We start from the raw sequence: 18,100 nt of genomic DNA, 5'->3' as shown, positions 1-18,100 counted from the left end.
AGAGTTTACCTGTCTATCAAAAATAACAAAAATCACATCAAGTTCGGTTTTATAGCCGGTCACCTGGGAAAAAACGGTCGCTCCGAACCCTCCCCCCGTCCCCAGAGGAGAGCCACGGCCAGCAGCGCCTGCGGGATGGCCGGAAGGGCGTAGCGTCGATCGAACACCGAGGTCGCCGCGGGTATCAGCAGCAGCGCCACCGCGAAGGCCCAGGGGAGGGCGACCTCGGGCCGCCTCCACCTGACCGCTCCGACCGCGCCCGCCATCAGCAGCACGCCGAGGAGCAGGCCCGTCGCGTATCCCTCCACCTTCAGAAGACCCGCCGCCCTGGGCGCGGGCGGCTCCACCGCGTCGTGGCCCAGGGCCGTGGCGACCAGGAGGTCCCCTCCCTCGTACGCGCGAACGTCCCGCACCGGATCGGCTCCCGGCACGTAGGTCGCGTTGACCCCGGAGTCGTACCCCAGTTCCTCGGCCGTCGACGGCATCGGTATCCAGGGTTCGGCGAAGAAGGCGCCGGTGTCCCTGGCGACCGTCGCGGCGAAGTCGAGGGGCTGCTCACGGATCGCCCGCCAGGAGAAGCTCGACGCCAGGTTGTTGACGTCCTCGCTGAAGACGTCGACGCCCATGCTCTGCAGGGGGGTGCCCGGATACCAGATGTAGGTGTCCGACTTCGGGCGGGTTCCCGGCGGTGCCTGCGTGCAGAGTCCCCGCTCGGAAATCGGAGGGGCCATCCTCTCGCAGTCCGCGAAGTCCATGACCCTCCCGTAGAGGAAGATCCCGTTGCTCCGGGTGAACGCGACGCTGCCGTGCCACGCCTGGAACCACAGCCCGTAGCCGGCCAGCGGCAGGACGGCCGCGACCGTGAAGGCGATGACCGGGCGCGGGCCGACACGCCGGACGACCAGGTATCCCACCACCAGCAGAATCAGCGGCAACCCTGCCGCGCGGGCCAGCGTGGCGAGGGCGAGGAGCACCCCCGAGAGCGCGACGGCCCAGGCGGGGGGCGAGCGCCACCAGAGCGCCACCACCACGGCCCCGATGGTCAGCGGAACAAAAAGCGCCTCGCTCATGATGGCGCTCTCCATCTTGAGCTGCCACGCGCCGAACATCACGGGAAGGACGACGAGCGCCGCCACCCAGCCGGGGAGCGAGGTTCGCCGCCGCAGCAGCGCGTAGACACCGGTGACCGAGACGAGGGCCAGCAGGTGCTGGACCGTGACCACCAGCGTGAAGCTGTGGAACGGCTTGAGCAGCCAGAGGAACAGCGGGTAACCGCTGGGCCGTACCACATGCGGCTGGGGCCGCAGGGCCAGCGCGATATAGGCGTAACTGTCGTTCTTGGCCAGCACGGGAAGCTGGGTCACCGTGATGCCCGCGCGGACCACCGTCCCGGCCGCCAGGGCACCGGCGAAGAACGCGTTCCGCCTGATCAGATGGACGACGGCCGCCTGCGACGGACCGCTCGGTCGGGTACCCATTCCGCTGTCGTCCTCTCACCGCGCCGAACACCCGGTAGATGACGAATGACAGGGCCATCAGGGTCACATACGGACCAGAATTCCCATCAGGAACAGGGGATTATTTTCTTCACATGGATGACGGTTTCCGGCCGGAGAACCGTCCGATCACCCGCCGCGCGATCGGACGGGTGCTGCGGACGGCCGTGGCCAGCCCCGGGAGGGGATCGTCGGCGGCGAGCCAGGCGAACTCCCTCCCGCCTCCCTCGGGGATCTGGTAGGCGCGCGTCGCGCGTCGATAGGCGACCCGGGCGGGCACGTCCAGGTTCTCGACGATGATCCTGCGCCCTTCCACCTGTGTTCCCGGCGGGACCGCCTGGCCGGTCAGCGTCAGGTAATGGGCCCGGATCACGTCGATCCCCGCGTCGGTTTCGAAAAGCCGGAACTGCGCTCCCACCCGAGGGTTGAAATCAAGAAGCTTGTACTTTCCGTCACGGTGGTCGAGTCGCCAGTCGAGATCGGCGACGCCCGCGTAGCCGGTCTCCTTGCAGAGCCTGGCGGTCAGGCTCACCAGCTCCGGGTTCGCCACCGAGTAGGCGTACGTCGTCACCCCCACGTGCGGCGGCCACGACCGTACCTTCACCCCGGTGAAGGTGGCCACCGCGTTCCCCTGCTCGTCACAGCAGACGTGGGCGATCCAGTCCGTCGACTCCGAGCGCGGCAGGTACTCCTGGACGAGCGTGTACGGCGCGGCCGGCCACGTCGCGGCCAGCTCGCGCAGCTCCCCGGGTGTCTCCACCACCGTGGAACGGCTGACCGCCGGCGCGGCCAGCCGGAGCCACGGTTCGGAGTTCTTGAGCACGACAGGAAAGGTGAACTCCCCGGCGATCTCGTCGATCTGGTCGAGCGAGGTGATCAGCCGTGACTCCGGAACCGGTATGCCGTGGCGCCGGCACAGCCGGAACATGTCGTGCTTGCTGGCCAGCAGGCGCGGCAGGTCACGCGGGACCGGCGGTAGCAGAAGGTGCTCGGACAGCACCTCCGCGTGCTCGGCGAGCAGGATCGCCGCCTCGTCGTCCGTCGCCACGGCCACCGCCCTTCCCGGCAGCGACGCGGCGATCTCCCGCAGCCCCCGCACAAGATGCTCAGCGGGCTCGGCCCCGGTGGTCGGCCAGACGATCCGGCCGGCCCGGTAACGGGAGAGCGCCGCCGCGGTCAGGCGCCCCTCGGCGATGACGTGAACAGCGACCCCTAGCCGTCCCAGCGTCCGCACGACGCCGACCGCACCGTGGTGAAGCGGGTAGTGCCCGATCTTGACGAGAAGAACGGGAACGCTCGGGTCCATGTTCACCCGCCGGACTCTGTGCCACCGTCAGGCTCGGGACCGGCGTCGGTGGCGACGTAGCCGATCACGCCGCGCAGTTTCTCCACCGCGACCGCCCCGCGCCGCAGCAACCTGGGCACCGCGGTGGTCAGGTCCAGGATCGTCGAAGGGGTGTCGCTCTCACACGGCCCGGCGTCGAGATAGACCGACACCGAGTCGCCGAGCTGCTTCTCCGCGTCGGCGGCGCTGGTCGTGGCGGGGGCACCGGAGCGGTTGGCGCTGGAGACGGCCATCGGGCCGGTCTCCTTGAGCAGGTCGAGGGCGACCGCGTGCAGCGGCATCCGGATGGCGACGGTGCCCTTGGCGTCCCCCAGGTCCCACGAGAGCGACCGATTCGCGCGGCAGATCAGCGTGAGCGGCCCCGGCCAGAAGGCGTCGACGAGATCCTGGCCGTACGGACCGAGGTTCTCCACCAGGGCGTTGGCCGCCCGGACGGTCCCGACCAGCACCGGCACCGGCATGTCACGGCCGCGGCCCTTGGCCTCCAGCAGGGCGGTGACCGCGGCGGGGGTGAAGGCGTCGGCGCCGATACCGTAGACGGTGTCGGTCGGCAGTACCACGAGCTCCCCCCGCCGCAGGGCGGACGCGGCCTCTACCAGGCCCGCGGCGCGCTGCTCGGCATCGATGCAGTCAAAACGTCGGCTCACTGTGCCTCCTCAGGATCGCTCGCTACGCGCATTCGCGTACTTCCTCGCCCGCCGGCACGTCACCGACGGCCGGGATCCCCTCGCTCACGGCGTGCATCCTATTCCTGGCCGAAGCGGGCGGTGACGAAGCGGTCCCTGCGCGTCAGGTCCTGGCGGCTGCGGACGTCGCGCCAGCCGTTCTCCTCAGAGAAGATCAGATAGACCGGGGTGCCCTGCTGATCGGCGTGTTCCACGGCGACGAAGCCACCGGGGCGCAGCAGGCGCCTGGCGGTCCTTTCGACGGCCCTGACCTCGTCGAGGCCGTCGCTGCCCGACCCGTACAGCGCGCGGTGCGGGTCGTAGTCGCGGACCTCGGGGTCACGGGGGATCGCACCGGGCGGGATGTACGGCGGGTTGGAGACCACCAGGTCGACCTGGCCGTCCAGCTCGGAGAGGGCGTCGGTGAGATCCTCCGGATGCAGGTGGACGCGGCCCTGACCGTGCTCGATGATGTTGCGCTTGGCCCAGCCATAGGCGTCCGGGTCGACCTCGACCGCGTGCACGGTGGCCAGCGCGACCTCCTGGGCGATGGACAGCGCGATGGCACCGGACCCGGTGCCGAGATCCACGACCACCGGCGAGGCGACGTCCATCTCCCGCAGCCTGTCGATCGCCCAGCCCACCACGATCTCGGTCTCCGGGCGCGGCACGAACACCCCTGGCCCGACCTCCAGGGACAGGTAGCGGAAGTAGGCCCGCCCGGTGATGTGCTGGAGCGGCTCGCGGGACTCCCTGCGGGCGACGCCCTCCCAGAACAGGGCGTCGAAGTCGGAGTCCTTCACGGTGTGCAGCTCACTGCGCCGTACACCGTGCACACATGCGGCGATCTCCTCGGCGTCGGTGCGTGGCGACGGCACACCTGCCTCGGCGAGCCGGGCGGTGGCGAGGGCGATCTCGTCCAGCAGAAAGGTCATGGGCGCGTTCTATGAATGGTTGGCGAGCTTCTCCGCCATCTCAGCGTTGAGCAGGGATTGGATGACGGCCGTGAGATCCCCGTCGAGCACCTGGTCGAGGTTGTACGCCTTGAAACCGACGCGGTGATCGGAGATGCGGTTCTCGGGAAAGTTGTAGGTGCGGATGCGCTCGGAGCGGTCGACGGTGCGGATCTGGGACTTGCGCTCGGCCATGGCGGCGGCGTTGGCCTCCTCCTCGGCGATCGCCTGCAGGCGGGCCCGCAGGATGCGCATGGCCGACTCCTTGTTCTGGAGCTGGCTCTTCTCGTTCTGGCAGGAGGCGACCACCCCGGTCGGGAGGTGCGTGATCCGCACGGCCGAGTCGGTGGTGTTGACACTCTGACCACCCGGACCGCTGGAGCGGTAGACGTCGATGCGGAGGTCGTTCGGGTCGACCTGGACGTCGACGTCCTCGGCCTCCGGGTAGACGAGCACCCCGGCGGCGCTGGTGTGAATGCGCCCCTGGGACTCGGTGACCGGCACCCGCTGGACGCGGTGCACACCGCCCTCGAACTTGAGCCTCGACCAGACGCCCTCGTCGCCCCTGGCCTTCAGGGCGATCGTGACGTCCTTGTAACCGCCGAGGTCGGAGTGGGTGGCGTCGATGAACTCGGTCTTCCAGCCGATCCGCTCGGCATACCGCAGATACATCCGCAGGAGGTCCCCGGCGAACAGCGCGGACTCCTCGCCGCCCTCGCCCGCCTTGATCTCCATGATGATGTCCTTGTCATCGTTGGGATCACGCGGGACGAGCAGATGCCTGAGCTTCTCCTCCAGCTCGGGAACCCGCGCTTCGAGCTCCTTGGCCTCCTCCGCGAACGCCTCGTCCTCCGACGCCAGCTCCCTCGCCGTTCCGAGGTCCGCCTGGACGCCCTCGAGCTCGCGATAGGTGTTGATGATCGGGGTCAGCTCGGCGTAGCGCCTGCCGAAGGTGCGCGCCTGCTTCTGGTCGGCGTGCACGGAGGGGTCGGCGAGCTTGAGTTCCAGCTCGGCGTACTCACTGAGCAGCTCGTCGAGGTTCACCGTGCGTCCTTCCTTGAAAGCCCTTCTTAAGCCTGCCTCATCACCACGAACGCCGACCCGGGCACCCCCCTTTCGCAGGAGGGTTGTTCCGAGCCGGCGTCGGGATGGGGGCTACTGGCCCGTGGACTTCTTGCCGAAGCGCTTCTCGAAGCGCGCCACCCGGCCGCCGGTGTCCAGGATCTTCTGCTTGCCCGTGTAGAAGGGGTGGCAGGCGGAGCACACGTCGGCGTGGATCACGCCGTTCTTGGCGGTGCTGCGGGTGGTGAAGGAGTTACCACAGGTGCACGTCACCTGAGTGGCGACGTACTCCGGGTGGATGTCGGGCTTCATGTCGTCTTTTCCTCTCCAAAACGCGGTCGCCGGGTCGCCACTGTCTCTCGCCGATGAGGCTTGCGCGCTGGCACACCGAGGTGCGCGCGGGCGGGAACCGGAACCGCTGCGGTTCGGCTACCAGTGTGCCAGATCCTGCAACCATCCCAGGCCACAAGACATTCCCCGCCCGGGAGAGACCGGGGCTACGGGCGTTCACCTGCCCAGATACGCGAGCACGGCGAGAACCCGGCGGTGGTCGTCGGTGGCGGGCTCCAGGCCGAGCTTGCCGAAGATGCCGGAGATGTGTTTCTCCACGGCGCCCTCGGTGACGAGCATGCGCCCGGCGACCGCGGCGTTGGAACGGCCCTCCGCCATCAGGGCCAGCACCTCTCGCTCCTTCGCGGTCAGCGACTCCAGGGGATCTCCCCTGCGCTGGCGGCCCAGCAGCTGCCCGATCACCTCAGGATCGATGACCGTTCCCCCGGCGGCCACCCGGCGCACCGCGTCGAGGAACTCGGCCACGTCCGCTATCCGCTCCTTGAGCAGGTAGCCGACCGCCGCGGCGCCACCGCCGATCAACTCCGTGGCGTACTGCTCCTCGACGTACTGCGACAGCACGAGGATCGGCAGCCTCGGCCGCCGGCTCCTGGCCTCCAGGGCCGCGCGCAGTCCCTCGTCGGTGTGCGTCGGCGGCATCCTGACATCGACGATCGCCAGGTCCGGATCGTGCTCGATGACCGCGGCCACCAGCCCTGGGCCGTCGCCCACGACCCCGACGGTCTCGATGCCCCCGTCGGCCAGCAGCCTGGCCAGCCCCTCGCGCAACAGCACCGAGTCTTCGGCGATCACCACCCGCATGTGTTCAGGCCCTCACCATTCGCAAGGCAGCTCGGCCCTGATCATCGTGGGGCCGCCGAGCGGGCTGTCGACGCTCAGGGTGCCGTCGATGGTCGCCGCCCGGTCGGCCAGCCCGGCGAGACCGCCTCCGGGCCGCGGCACCGCGGCGCCGACCCCGTTGTCGTAGACCTCGACGATCACCCGCTGCTCCTGCCGGCTGACCCGGATGGACGCCTCGGTGGCCTCGGCGTGCTTGGCCAGGTTGGTCAGGCACTCGGCCACGACGAAGTACGCGATGCTCTCCACCGCCGGCGGGGGCCGGTGCGAGACCTCCACCGCCAGGTCCACCCGTACCGGCGCGCGCGCGGCGAGCGACGACAGGGCGGCGTTCAGCCCCCTGTCGGTGAGAATCGCCGGATGGATGCCCCTGGCGAGGTCACGCAGCTCGGCGATGGCGGCCTTGGTGCCCCTGTGCGCCTGGTCGAGGAGCTCCCGGGCCGCGGTCGGGTCGGAGTCCAGCTTGGCCCTGGCCCGGCCCAGGTCCATGGCCACCGACAGCAGCCGCTGCTGTGCGCCATCGTGCAGGTCACGCTCGATCCGGCGCCGCTCGGCCTCGGCCGCGTCCACCCCGCGGGCCCGGCTGGCCCGCAGGTGCGCGGCGCGGGCCGCCAGCCGGTTCTTCTCCCCCGTGCCCAGCAGGGCGGCGCCGAGCAGGCCGTGCAGCCAGGCCATCCCCCGGGTCGCGTACAGGGCCGCGAGCAGGAACCCGATCCCGATCAACGCGCACAGCAGCGCCTTCGGCCCGCTGTCGATCGGCAGTTCGCCGATGGGTGTCATCGGCTCCCCCACCAGCAGCAGCGGCAGTGGCGCCACGGTCAGGCCGAGCCCGAGCGTCCACAGGACCGCCGAGACCGTGAACTCCCCGATCCCGATCGGCAGCAGCAACAGCAGGTAGAGCAGATCCTTCCAGGTGGCGGGGTCGACGAACATGTCCTTCCAGCGCAGGAACAGGTTGTCGCCCTCCGATGGCCGGTAGGGGCTGGGGATGTCGACGCCGAAGGCCAGCCGGAGGAACCGGCGCTCCAGCATCGCCACCCCCCGCCAGGCCAGCATGGTCAGGGCGAGGAGCGGCAGCCCGATCCACACGATCACCAGCGCCAGGGAGAGCGGGATCACCGAGGCGAGGAACGCGAACCAGGCGAGGCCGTGGAACAGGCTCACCAGCAGGTAGGGAACGGCCCGCCAGGTCATCGGGTCGACGAACATGCCGAGGGGGCCGTTCGGCCCGAAGGGCACACGCCGCCGGAGCGGCGTCCTGACCACGGGCGTGCTCACCACTGTCTCGGCAGTCACGCGCCCCCCTGTCGTCCGCGAAAATGCGTCCTGAAGTAGGGATATCCCGAAGACCCGGGCCAGACAAGCGCTTTGGAAACGAACGCCCCGGCCTGAGGGGCCGGGGCGTTCAACGTGCGGTGAGCGGTCAGTCGCGCTCGGAGCTGACGGTCGTCTTCTGCACCTGGAGCAGGAATTCCGCGTTGGACTTGGTCTCCCTCATCTTCTCCAGGAGAAGCTCGAGAGCCTGCTGCATGTCAAGGGCGTGCAGCACCCGGCGGAGCTTCCAGATGATCTGGAGCTCGTCCTTGCCCATGAGGATCTCCTCCTTGCGGGTGCCGGACGCGTCGACGTCCACCGCGGGGAAGATCCGCTTGTCGGCAAGCTGCCGGTTGAGCTTGAGCTCCAGGTTGCCCGTGCCCTTGAACTCCTCGAAGATGACCTCGTCCATCTTGGAGCCGGTCTCGACCAGCGCGGTGGCGAGGATCGTCAGCGAGCCGCCGTTCTCGATGTTGCGGGCGGCACCGAAGAAACGCTTCGGCGGGTAGAGCGCGGTGGAGTCGACACCACCGGACAGGATCCGGCCGGAGGCCGGGGCCGCCAGGTTGTAGGCGCGGCCCAGACGGGTGATCGAGTCGAGCAGCACGACCACGTCGTGGCCAAGCTCCACCAGGCGCTTGGCGCGCTCGATGGCGAGCTCCGCGACCGTGGTGTGATCCTCGGCCGGGCGGTCGAAGGTCGAGTGGATGACCTCGCCCTTCACCGATCGCTGCATGTCGGTGACCTCTTCCGGACGCTCGTCCACCAGGACGACCATCAGGTGGCACTCGGGGTTGTTGTGGGTGATCGCGTTGGCGATCGCCTGAAGCACCATCGTCTTGCCCGCCTTGGGCGGGGAGACGATGAGACCACGCTGGCCCTTGCCGATCGGCGCCACCATGTCGATGATCCGGGTGGTCAGGATGTTCGGCTCGGTCTCCAGGCGCAGGCGCTCCTGCGGGTAGAGCGGGACGAGCTTATTGAAATCAGGGCGCTGCCGCGCCTGCTCCGGGTCCATGCCGTTGACCGTGTCCAGGCGGACGAGCGCGTTGAACTTCTCACGGCGCTCGCCGTCGCGGGGCTGGCGGACGGCGCCGGTGACGACGTCGCCCTTGCGCAGGCCGTTGCGGCGGATCTGGGCCAGCGAGACGTAGACGTCGTTGGAACCCGGCAGGTAACCGCTGGTCCTGACGAACGCGTAGTTGTCGAGGATGTCGAGGATTCCGGCGATCGGGATCAGCACATCGTCGTCGCCCACCACGGGCTCGTTGCTGTCGAAGCGGTCACGGCCACGGCGGTTGCGCTCGCGGAACCGGCCACGACGTCCGCGACGGTCGTCGTCGTCGCCCACGCCGTGCTGGTCGCCGCGGTCCTGCGGCCCCCGGTTCTGCGGGCCACGGTCGCCCCGGTCGCCACGGTCGCCCCGGTCGCCCCGGTCGCCACGGTCGTTGATCCGCTCGCCACGGCTCTGGCCGACGTCGGCGGCGCGGGAGTCGGTGCGCTGGTCTCCGCGGTTGTCGGTGCGCTGATCACCGCGGTTGTCGCCGCGCTGGTCGCCACGCTCGCGGCGGTCGTTGACGCGCTCACCGCGCTCACCGCGCTCACCGCGCTCACCGCGCTCGCCGCGCTCGCCGCCACGGCCACGACGCTCACCGCGCTCGCGACGGCTCTCACCACGCTCGCCGCGGCCCTCGGCCGGGACGGCGTCGATGGTCTGCTGCTCCACGACAGGCTCGGGAGCGACGACGGCGGCCACCGGCTCGGGAGCGGGCGGCGCCTGCTCCACAACGGGCTCGGCGGCCACGACGGGGCGGGAACGTTCCCTGCGGGTGCGTGCCGGACGCTCGACGACCGGCTCGGCCGCGGCTGCGGGGACGGCTACGGCCGGAGTCTCCTTGGCGGTGACGGGAGCCTGGGCACTCTCGGCGGAGACGCCCTGCTTCTCCTGGATGGCCGCGATGAGCTGGCTCTTGCGCATCCGCCCTGTCCCGCTGATGCCGAGACCGGAGGCCATGGCCTGCAGTTCGGGCAGCACCATGGCGGACAGGCCGGTGCCGGAGCGACGGCGCGGCTTGGCCGCGGGGCGGGTGGGGGTGTCGCCGGACGCCGGCGCCGTGCCGGTGACGTCGGAGAGGAGTTCGGTGGTGTCGCTCACTAATGGGTCCTTCCCAGGGGTCGGGCGTGGCCATGATCAGCCAATCGTCCCGGTGGTGCGATCGACCCGGTGGGACAGACCGGGTCGGGTTGCACGTTGCGATCCTCGGCGGCCCATGGAGAGCCGCCGCCACTGTCGGAGAAGGGCTGATCCAGGCCGTCACCATCGAGAATCGCCGACGGTGGGACTTGGAGGACACCCCCCCGGATTGCTACCGGCAACCAGATGTCGAGGTAGATCGAACGCGCATGTCCCCTAAAACGCCGCCTCTTCGTTGCCCAGCCGAATGTGGAGCATTCGGAGGCGACGGATTCGGGGAGGCCACTGCGGCGATCACGCCTCACGGAGTGAGACACGATGCAGCGATGTGTGGCTGACAAGCACGCACCCAACGCGGGGCACCTGGTGCGGCTATCAGCCTAACATCACCAGCGCACACAGCTATTCCCTGAAGGTCGAGAGATGTCAGCGTGTCTCGGGAGAAACAACACGGGCACCCCGGGTTTCGACATCCAGTGGCCGGATGTGCCAGTCATTACCCACTTCTGCTGCGATCAAATCCTGCGCATTCACGGTCGAAAACGCAAGAACCGTGGGCCCCGCTCCCGAAACGACCGCGGCGATGCCCGCCCCGCGCAGCCGCCGTACCAGGTCGGCGGTGAGCGGCATCACAGGCGCGCGGTAGTCCTGATGGAGGCGGTCCTCGGTGGCGGCCAGCAGGAGTTCCGGTTCCGGCCTGGCCGTCAACGCCGCGACCAGCAGCGCGGCCCGCCCCGCGTTCGCGACGGCGTCGGCGTGCGGGACCTCCTTGGGCAGCAGCCCCCGGGCGACCTCGGTGGACAGCCGGTACCCGGGGATGAGGACCACGGGCCTGACGTCGGCGTGCGGGAGCAGCCGCACCAGGTGCGGTGCGCCCGTTCCGTCCGTCCACGCGATGGTGAGCCCGCCCACCAGGCACGGCGCCACGTTGTCGGGATGGCCCTCGATCTCGGTGGCCAGCGCCAGGACCTCGTCGTCGGTGAGCCCGGGCCGCGCCCTCTGCCGGTGAGCGGGGGCGGAGCCGTCCTGATCCGGGGTGGTGGCCAGCGCGCGGGCGGCGATGATCCCGGCGCAGATCGCGGCGGAGGACGACCCGAGGCCGCGGGCATGCGGGATGCGGTTGAGACAGCGCAACCGGATCCCGGGCGGCTGCCCGAGCCCCATCCGGTCGAAGGTCGCGCGCATCGTGGTGACGATGAGGTGCTCCTCGCCCCCGTCAAGCTCGCCGGCGCCCTCTCCCTCGACCTCGATGACGACGCTCCGGGAGCCGGAGCCCTCCGAGGGCTCGAACAGCTCGACCTCGACCTCGTCGTGGAGGCCGAGTGCCAGACCCAGCGTGTCGAATCCCGGGCCGAGGTTCGCCGAGGTCGCGGGGACCTGGACGGTCACCTTGCCGCTGATCATAGATCCCCCGGGGTACGGCTCGATGGCGTGGCCATGGCGGACAAGTGGCTTCTCCTATCTGCCCGGTTCTGCGGGATTTCTGGGTGCGATACCGGGGCGGTCGCGGCGTGCCGGGTTCACTGGGCCGTGCCCCTTGGATCTTCCGCCCATCGTGGCCGGGCGGCACCCCGCCGCGTTGCCGCCGGCCACCGCGGAACGCCACGGCTTCCTCCGCCGTCCCGCGGGGCGCCGCCTGGACCGGCCCCTGCCACGGCGAGATCCGCGGCACAGGACCTAGGCGAGTTCGAGGGCGACGGCCGCGGCGTGCGCGTCGATCGGGATCGTCACCGGGGCGGGGGCGCCCGAGATGGCCCAGTCGGGGTCCTTGAGGCCGTTTCCGGTCACCGTGCACACGACGCGCTGTCCCGGCTCGACCAGGCCCTGGCTGTGGGCCTGGAGGAGGCCCGCCACGCCGGCGGCGGAGGCGAGCTCGACGAAGACGCCCTCCTCCTGGGCGAGCAGCTTGTACGCGGCGGCGATCTGACGGTCGGTGACGGCCTGGATCACGCCGCCGGACTCGTCGCGGGCGGCCTCGGCGAGCCGCCACGAGGCGGGGTTGCCGATGCGGATCGCGGTGGCGATCGTGTGCGGGTGGGTCACCGGCGCACCGTTGACGATCGGCGCGGAGCCGCTGGCCTGGAAGCCGAACATGCGGGGCGTCCTCGTCGCGATGCCGTCACTCGCGTACTCGGTGTAACCCATCCAGTACGCCGAGATGTTGCCCGCGTTACCGACCGGGATGCAGTGGATGTCGGGAGCGTCCCCGAGCGTGTCGACGATCTCGAAGGCGGCGGTCTTCTGGCCCTGGAGCCGGAACGGGTTCACCGAGTTGACCAGCGCGATCGGGTAGTTCTCGGAGAGCTTCCTGGTCATCTCCAGGCAGTCGTCGAAGGATCCCTCGACCTGGAGCAGCCGGGCCCCGTGGACCAGCGCCTGGGCCAGCTTGCCCATCGCGATCTTGCCCCGGGGTACCAGCACGGCGCAGGTCAGGCCCGCGCGGACCGCGTAGGCGGCGGCGGAGGCGCTGGTGTTGCCGGTGGAGGCGCAGATGACCGCCTTCGCCCCGTCCTCGACGGCCTTGCTGATGGCCATGGTCATGCCACGGTCCTTGAAACTTCCCGTCGGGTTGAGGCCCTCGACCTTCAGGTAGACCTCGCAGCCGGTCAGCGCCGACACCCGGTGCGCCGGGACGAGCGGGGTTCCGCCCTCCAGGAGCGTGACGACGGGCGTCGCCGTGGTCACCGGAAGTCGGTCACGGTACTCCTCGATGAGGCCACGCCACGCCCTGGTCATGATTGCTCCTCCCGCGCGCGGCCAATCCGTGCGCGTGCTACCTGCGGTGTTGGAAAAAGAGTCTACGGGCAACCTGTTCAGCCTTGGGATGCACTGTCCACCGAATGGACACCTGGGGCGTCCTGCCTACAGGAAACCCTAAGCATGGGCCGGTAGGGTCTGCGGAGCTTGACAGGCCTTGACAGGCGATGGGCCGAACACTTGACGGGCTACGAACCAGACAAGGGGTGCCACATCATGACGGGCGGCGCGGCGGCGGACCTGCCACCGATCCGGCACAACGACTACTCCCCCCTGGACCCGCCCGCGCTCGGCGCGTGGGATCCGGAACTCTCGGTCAGTGTGATCATCCCGGCCCGCGGCGGACAGCACAGGCTCGATCTGACCCTCGCCTCCCTGGCGGCGCAGACCTACCCGGATCACCTCATGGAGGTGATCGTGGTCGACGACGGCAGCGAGCCTGCGCTGCGGCTGCCGGAGATCGTCCCGCGGGGCACCAGGCTGGTGACCACCGACCCCTCGGGCTGGGGCATCGCCCACGCGGTGAACACCGGCGCCGCCCTCGCCGACGGGCGGATCATCCAGCGCCTCGACGCCGACATGGTCGTCTGCCGCGAGCACATCGAGGCGCTGGCCCGATGGCACCATCTGGCCGGTTACCTGGTCACGATCGGTGCGAAGAAGTTCGTCGAGGAGCCGTCGCTGACGGCGGCCCAGGTGCACGACGGTGTGCGTGCGGGCCGGCTGGAGTCCGTCTTCGACCTGACGGACGCCCTGCCCAGCTCCACCGAGCAGACGATCTCCCGCACCAACGGCCTGCGGGCCAGTCGCAACCCCTACCACGTGTGCACGGGACCGACGGTTTCCATGCGGCGCGAGATCTTCCGCGCCGTGGGCGGGGTGGACGCGGAGGTGTTGCGGGGCGAGGACACCGAGTTCGCCTACCGGCTGGCCGCGCACGGCGTGGTCTTCATCCCCGACATGAAGGCCCAGGCCGTGCATATGGGACTTCCCGCCCAGCGCCGCAACCGGCAGCGGGCGGTACAGGTCGTCGCCCCCTACCTGGCCCACCGGGTGCCGCTCCGCCGCGACCTGCGCAAGGACCGTGGCCGCCACTGGCTGGTCCCGTACGTTGAGGTGGTTCTCGGTGCCGAAGGGCCGGGGGAACAGGTGCGCGAGGCGGTGAGCGCGGCACTCGGCGGGTCACTCGGCGACGTGGTCGTCACCCTGGTCGCCCCCTGGTCGAAGCTGTCCGCGGACCGCCGGCCGGTGCTGGACGACCCGCTGTTCGACCTGCGGCTGCTGCGTGAGCACTTCGCCCACGACGAGCGGGTGCGATTCGCCGACGAGGTCTCCGAAACCCCCGCCCCGATCCCGTTCCGCTATACCGGTCCGACCTCGGTCCCGCTGGGGCGTGACTCGCTGGAACGGATGATCGCCGCGATGCAGGACGACCGTTCCGGCATGCTCGTCGTCGACCTCGGCGCCGACGGCGAGGCGACGCTGGAGCGGACCGAGGCGCTGGGCCGGGCGAGGCTGCTCGGCGCGGAGGACGTCGCCGCCGTCGCCGCCTCGGTCAGGGCCACCCACGGTGTGCGGCGCGGGGCGCGGCCGGAGTTCTGGCCCGCCGAGACGGCGCCCCCCGCTCCGTCCTCGTCCCGGTCCCAGGCTCCGGCCCCCGAGCGGAAGAGCACGCCGCAGGCGGTGAGACAGGGCGCCGGGCAGGTCCGGCCGCACCAGGCCCAGGGCGGGTGGACCACGCTCCTCGGCAGGCTCCGTACCTCCCTCAGGAACTGAGCCGTACCGCCGGGCCAGGGGCCGGTCAGGGCGGATCAGGCCGGGACGCCCACGCTCTCGCGGCCTTCCGGCATCGTCAACCTGCCCGGGTGGTGCCCGGAACCCGGCACCACCGTGCCGTACCGGGACATCGGCTCCTACTTCCCGAGCTGCGTCGGCGCCGTCGGGAACGAACGCCGCCCGGCGCCGCGCGGGCGGGCGTCCGCGTGGGCAAGACCGGCGCGGCAAAACCGGGGCGGGAAGGTCAGCGGCGGCGGGTGATGGCCCGTTTGACGGAGGAGAGCAGCCCGTACTGGACGACCTTCCTGGCGGCGGCCAGTTCCTTGCGCAGGGTGCCGACCTCGCGCCGCAGCTCGACCGCGCTTTTTCGCCAGCGACCCGCCTCGTCACGCCATTTGGTCACCTGACCGCGGAGCCGCTCGTTCTCCCTGGTGAGACGGGCCGCCTGAGCCTCGGCCTCGATCCTGGCCCGGTGGGCACCCCGGCGGCCGACGATGGGGCGGGCCTCGGACGCGAACCCGTAGGTCTCGCCGTCCACCCAGACCACGCCGAAGGTGTCCGCCACGGCGTCGTCGAGGTCCTCTCCCTCCTCCAGCACGATCGCGGCACGCCCGAACGCGGCGGCGCGCTCCAGCCGCGCCGCGACGATCATCCGCTCCGAGCCCGCTCCGAGCCCGCCGGCCGCACCGCCGTCACCGTCCTGTCCCCCCTCGGCCAGCAGCACAGAGACCAGGCCGTAGCCGTCGTCCCCGGCCAGGTCGAGCAGGCGGGCCAGGGTGTCGTCACCGGGCACCCACCCGGCGGGCAGCCTGAGCCGGTAGGGGGTGGCGGTGCCACCGGTGCGGAGCCGCCGGGAGTCCTCGGAGGGGGCGGAGGTGACAGCGGAGGTGACAGCGGAGGTGACGGAAGCCTCGTCGACGAAGCGGACCCTGGCCTCGTGGGCGTAGTGGCCGCGGATCAGCACCAGGTCCAGGTCCGGATCCTTCAGCGGGGCGCGCCCCTCCGTGCCGATGCGGTCCCACGGGCCGGTGAGGGTGACCGCGACATCGGGCAGGGTACCCGCGAGGACGGCGTCGACCGTGGCGCGGACCTCGTCGTAGGAGTATCCGGGACCTTCCCGCCCCGTCCTCCTCCCGGGCTCGACGACCACCTCCAGGTACGGCACCTTCCACTGCCTGCTCGGATGGGAGCGGAGCCAGCGGTAGGAGGGGATCCGGTCGGCCACGAACGCGTGGCTGACCCGGTCGATCGGGGCCTTGCCGCGCATGCGCATGGTCGGGCCCAGGTGGAAGGCGCGCGACAGCGGCTCGGGGACGAAGACGGCACCCGCCTGGGCGAGCCGGTAGCCCATCTCGGTGTCCTGGCCGAGGATCAGGTCGGTGTCCATCGGCCCGGCGGCGGCGAGCAGCGCGGCGTTGACCGAGGTCGCGCCGCCGACGTGCAGGCTGAACGCGCGATGCGGGTTGGCGGTGAGGCCGTCGGTGCGCTCGACGAGGTCGACCAGCCAGGCATGCGGCTCGGCGGGCTCGAAGAGCTTGGCCAGGTCGTCGGCGGCGGCCACCGCCTCGGGAGCGGGCAGCCGGGCCGGAGTGAAGCGCAGGTAACCGGTGACCGCCAGGTACGGGGCGGCATGGTGCCAGCGCATGTGCGCCTCGACCGACCTGCGGTCGAGAACCACGTCGGAGTCGAGCCAGTGGATCACGTCCCCGGTGGCGGCCGACAGACCGGTGTTGCGGGCGTGGGCCCGGCCGGGGATCGGGCAGACGATCAGGCTGGTGCCCTCCGGGCGGAGTTCGGGCAGGCGCAGCGGCGGGCTGCTGCCGTTGTCGACCACGATGACCTCGGTCAGCGCGGCCGGATAGGTCTGCACGGCCAGCCCGGCGAGCGCCAGGTCGAGTTTCTCCTGGTCTCCGTAGGCGGGAATGACGACGCTTACCCGGAGCGAGGGCGTCCAGGCCCCCAGGGCGGGCGGCGTGAGGATCCGGTAGTCGTTACCGGCTATCCGTGCTGTCATCGCGCTTCCAGGATCAGACTCGGGCGAAAACCGCGCCACTGGTTCGACGCGACGCGCAGGAAGTGGGCCAGGGAGAGCCGCCAGGTGTGCTCGGTACCGACCGAACGCCGCAGCACGTAGCCCAGGCCGTGGGTGCGGTAGACGCGCGCCCCCGCGGCGTGCGCGGCCTTCAGCAGCCCGGCGTCGACGCCCCGGGGCAGCGGGGGGAAGCCGCCCGCGTCCCTGAAGGTGTCGGCGGGGAGCAGGATCGTGCCCCCGGCGACGTGCTCGGACCAGACCTCGCTGGTGTAGTCGGTACGGCGGACCGTGGCGTTCAGCGGCTCCAGGTAGAAGAACTCGGCCGCGGTGCCGACGATGTCCGCCCCGGAGTAGGCGCGGGCGAGCAGCAGGTCGGCCAGATGCTCGGGGCCGTACCAGTCATCGTCGTCCCACTTGGCCAGATAGTCGCCCTCCGCCCTGGAGGCGGCCAGGTTGAGCACCTCCCCGAAAGGGGTCTCCCCTTCGGCCTCGACCACCGTGACGGGCAGGGCGCACCCGCGCAGCGCCCGCCTGACCTCCTCGTGCGCGGCGGGGACGCCGTGCAGGCCGAGCAGGACCTCGACCCGTACCCGGCGCTGCCCGGCGATCTGGCCGAGCGCGGCGCCCAGCAGGTGCGGCCGCATGCTGGACATCACGACGCTGACCGTGGGCGGCGTCTCCGCCCGGCCTGTCCCCATCCGGTCGCGGAGCCCGTGGCGGCGTAGTCGCACGCTGTGCTCCTCCCTGCGCAGGGCGGTCACCGACCGGAGACCTGAGCCGTCGTCCTCCTCGGGCGCCCAGGCCGCGAGCAGGCGGGCCAGTTCGGGATCCACCCAGTCCGGCGAGACGGCGGCGTGCAGCGGCACCCCGGCCGCGGCCAGACCGGTGACCGCGCCGATCGGAACCTCGGAGGCGGGCCACCGGACGACCAGTCCCCGCAGCGGGCGCAGGCGGGCCGCCTCCTCGGCGTCCGGCCGGTCGCCGAGCGGCGAACCGGCCGCCAGCCAGCCCTCGCCGGTCCAGGACAGCTCGGCCGTATCCCCGGCCGCCGACCGCAGGAAGCCCGCCGGTGTGGCGAGAAGGGACGGGAGGGGGGAGATCGGCTGCGCGGGCACGACCGAAGGATAGCGAGGTAGAAAGATCCCTTCTCACCCCACTTCCCACTTGACCCAAGTGATCACCATTAATCACTCACAGCTGCCACACAGGTCACAGGAACCTTGGAATTTCACATTTCCAGCCATATTTGCACTTGAAGAGCGGATAACCTCATTTATCTCCCCGTCAATGAACAAGTAATGACATAGCGGTATGGAAG

The 18,100-nt window shown here is 70.6% G+C and carries 14 protein-coding genes; 1 reads left to right on the top strand and 13 read right to left on the bottom strand.

Translation table 11 applies throughout. The features are described 5' to 3' along the window. Positions 1-59: 59 nt before the first annotated feature. The 11 genes from ACQP0P_RS10570 to thrC all read right to left on the bottom strand — a co-directional run bounded on the left by ACQP0P_RS10570 (position 60) and on the right by thrC (position 12,953). Positions 60-1,478: a hypothetical protein gene (locus tag ACQP0P_RS10570; RefSeq protein WP_433374226.1), complete on the bottom strand. Its 1,419-nt coding sequence runs from the start codon at positions 1,476-1,478 to the stop codon at positions 60-62. A 109-nt stretch (positions 1,479-1,587) separates the two neighbouring features. Continuing rightward, a complete protein-coding gene (locus ACQP0P_RS10565) occupies positions 1,588-2,808 on the bottom strand; it encodes a hypothetical protein (protein WP_433374221.1) in 1,221 nt (406 codons plus the stop codon). Beyond that, entirely contained in the window at positions 2,805-3,488 is a 684-nt protein-coding gene (locus tag ACQP0P_RS10560; protein ID WP_433374218.1) for an L-threonylcarbamoyladenylate synthase, read from the bottom strand. Before ACQP0P_RS10560 ends, ACQP0P_RS10565 begins: the two co-directional genes overlap by 4 nt. Before the next feature lie 98 nt (positions 3,489-3,586). After that, complete coding sequence (gene prmC, locus ACQP0P_RS10555; RefSeq protein WP_433374215.1) at positions 3,587-4,441, bottom strand: peptide chain release factor N(5)-glutamine methyltransferase; 855 nt, start codon at positions 4,439-4,441, stop codon at positions 3,587-3,589. A gap of 9 nt (positions 4,442-4,450) precedes the next feature. Further along, on the bottom strand, positions 4,451-5,503 hold the full coding sequence (gene prfA / locus ACQP0P_RS10550; protein ID WP_433374212.1) for a peptide chain release factor 1: 1,053 nt from the start codon (positions 5,501-5,503) through the stop codon (positions 4,451-4,453). Positions 5,504-5,614: 111 nt separating this feature from the next. Further along, positions 5,615-5,833: a 50S ribosomal protein L31 gene (gene rpmE / locus ACQP0P_RS10545; protein ID WP_343975689.1), complete on the bottom strand. Its 219-nt coding sequence runs from the start codon at positions 5,831-5,833 to the stop codon at positions 5,615-5,617. A gap of 195 nt (positions 5,834-6,028) precedes the next feature. After that, positions 6,029-6,673: a response regulator transcription factor gene (locus tag ACQP0P_RS10540; protein ID WP_433374208.1), complete on the bottom strand. Its 645-nt coding sequence runs from the start codon at positions 6,671-6,673 to the stop codon at positions 6,029-6,031. A 12-nt stretch (positions 6,674-6,685) separates the two neighbouring features. Continuing rightward, a complete protein-coding gene (locus ACQP0P_RS10535) occupies positions 6,686-8,005 on the bottom strand; it encodes a sensor histidine kinase (RefSeq protein ID WP_433374205.1) in 1,320 nt (439 codons plus the stop codon). A gap of 127 nt (positions 8,006-8,132) precedes the next feature. Next, positions 8,133-10,178: a transcription termination factor Rho gene (gene rho / locus ACQP0P_RS10530; RefSeq protein ID WP_433374203.1), complete on the bottom strand. Its 2,046-nt coding sequence runs from the start codon at positions 10,176-10,178 to the stop codon at positions 8,133-8,135. A gap of 465 nt (positions 10,179-10,643) precedes the next feature. Further along, on the bottom strand, positions 10,644-11,621 hold the full coding sequence (gene thrB, locus ACQP0P_RS10525) for a homoserine kinase (protein ID WP_433374200.1): 978 nt from the start codon (positions 11,619-11,621) through the stop codon (positions 10,644-10,646). Positions 11,622-11,894: 273 nt separating this feature from the next. After that, positions 11,895-12,953: a threonine synthase gene (gene thrC, locus ACQP0P_RS10520; RefSeq protein ID WP_433374197.1), complete on the bottom strand. Its 1,059-nt coding sequence runs from the start codon at positions 12,951-12,953 to the stop codon at positions 11,895-11,897. 237 nt (positions 12,954-13,190) lie between these two features. On the opposite strand from thrC, the gene ACQP0P_RS10515 reads away from it, so the two are divergent. Further along, positions 13,191-14,750 (top strand): glycosyltransferase, encoded by a 1,560-nt coding sequence (locus tag ACQP0P_RS10515; RefSeq protein WP_433374194.1) that lies wholly within the window; start codon positions 13,191-13,193, stop codon positions 14,748-14,750. Between the two features lie 244 nt (positions 14,751-14,994). Here ACQP0P_RS10515 and ACQP0P_RS10510 read toward each other — a convergent pair whose 3' ends face one another. Both ACQP0P_RS10510 and ACQP0P_RS10505 read right to left on the bottom strand, forming a co-directional pair. Continuing rightward, positions 14,995-16,764 (bottom strand): glycosyltransferase, encoded by a 1,770-nt coding sequence (locus ACQP0P_RS10510; RefSeq protein WP_433374191.1) that lies wholly within the window; start codon positions 16,762-16,764, stop codon positions 14,995-14,997. Then, positions 16,761-17,897, bottom strand: coding sequence for a glycosyltransferase (locus ACQP0P_RS10505; protein ID WP_433374188.1), 1,137 nt, complete (start codon positions 17,895-17,897; stop codon positions 16,761-16,763). Before ACQP0P_RS10505 ends, ACQP0P_RS10510 begins: the two co-directional genes overlap by 4 nt. Positions 17,898-18,100: the final 203 nt, after the last annotated feature.

The sequence above is a fragment of the Streptosporangium sp. CA-115845 genome (assembly GCF_050943795.1).
Classification (GTDB): Bacteria; Actinomycetota; Actinomycetes; order Streptosporangiales; family Streptosporangiaceae; genus Streptosporangium.
Note: the sequence above shows the minus strand (reverse complement) of the source record. Positions and strands in the feature narration are given on the sequence as shown.

Coding starts and splice junctions, on each gene's coding strand:
- ACQP0P_RS10570 (WP_433374226.1), bottom strand. CDS start 1,478: ATGGGTACCCGACCGAGCGGTCCGTCGCAGGCGGCCGTCGTCCATCTG.
- prmC (WP_433374215.1), bottom strand. CDS start 4,441: ATGACCTTTCTGCTGGACGAGATCGCCCTCGCCACCGCCCGGCTCGCC.
- rpmE (WP_343975689.1), bottom strand. CDS start 5,833: ATGAAGCCCGACATCCACCCGGAGTACGTCGCCACTCAGGTGACGTGC.
- ACQP0P_RS10540 (WP_433374208.1), bottom strand. CDS start 6,673: ATGCGGGTGGTGATCGCCGAAGACTCGGTGCTGTTGCGCGAGGGGCTG.
- thrB (WP_433374200.1), bottom strand. CDS start 11,621: ATGATCAGCGGCAAGGTGACCGTCCAGGTCCCCGCGACCTCGGCGAAC.
- thrC (WP_433374197.1), bottom strand. CDS start 12,953: ATGACCAGGGCGTGGCGTGGCCTCATCGAGGAGTACCGTGACCGACTT.
- ACQP0P_RS10515 (WP_433374194.1), top strand. CDS start 13,191: ATGACGGGCGGCGCGGCGGCGGACCTGCCACCGATCCGGCACAACGAC.
- ACQP0P_RS10510 (WP_433374191.1), bottom strand. CDS start 16,764: ATGACAGCACGGATAGCCGGTAACGACTACCGGATCCTCACGCCGCCC.